We start from the raw sequence: 553 nt of genomic DNA on the forward strand, positions 1-553 counted from the left end.
CTAAGCTGGTGAAGACCGCCGCCCTGCCAGCGCGGCTCGTCCTCGCGGGCTGGTTGGCGGCGGCCTTTATCGGCGTATGCAGCCCTACCCCGGCGGCGGCCACGGACATCGCCGGGTGGCGCGGCACTCACTGGGGGATGACGGCGGACGGCCTTCGCCGGATGTTCGGGGACGAGTTGACCGAGCTTCCGGCCCGACGGGTTTACAAGAACGCTTACGCCGAATTGGCGCTTTTGCGAACCGATTTCCTTGGCGTCACCTTCGATGTCTACTTCCAGATGAACGCGGAAACCGACCGGCTACAGCAGGTCCTCCTCGAAACGGGCCGCCGGAGGGCCGGACCCCAAGACTTCAGCGACTTGCTGCGGCGTCTCAGAAATAATTACGATAATGAAACAAAATTGTGCCTGGATCGCCTGAGCGATGGTTCGCCTGCCGGCGGCGAGGCTGTCTGGCGGCTGCCCTCGACAACCGTGCATGCGGTCTTCATGGAGTTCTACACGCGGGGCATGGCCTTCGATGACCCGAACCGCGACCGGGACCCGCTGGTGCC

The 553-nt window shown here is 64.4% G+C and carries 1 protein-coding gene; it reads left to right on the top strand.

Annotated features, from left to right (window positions below; all coding sequences use genetic code 11):
• Positions 1-553 (top strand): hypothetical protein (locus EYQ95_RS26570; RefSeq protein ID WP_165924877.1); only part of this gene is annotated, 553 nt, incomplete at both ends.

This window comes from Lysobacter sp. N42 (assembly GCF_004344885.1).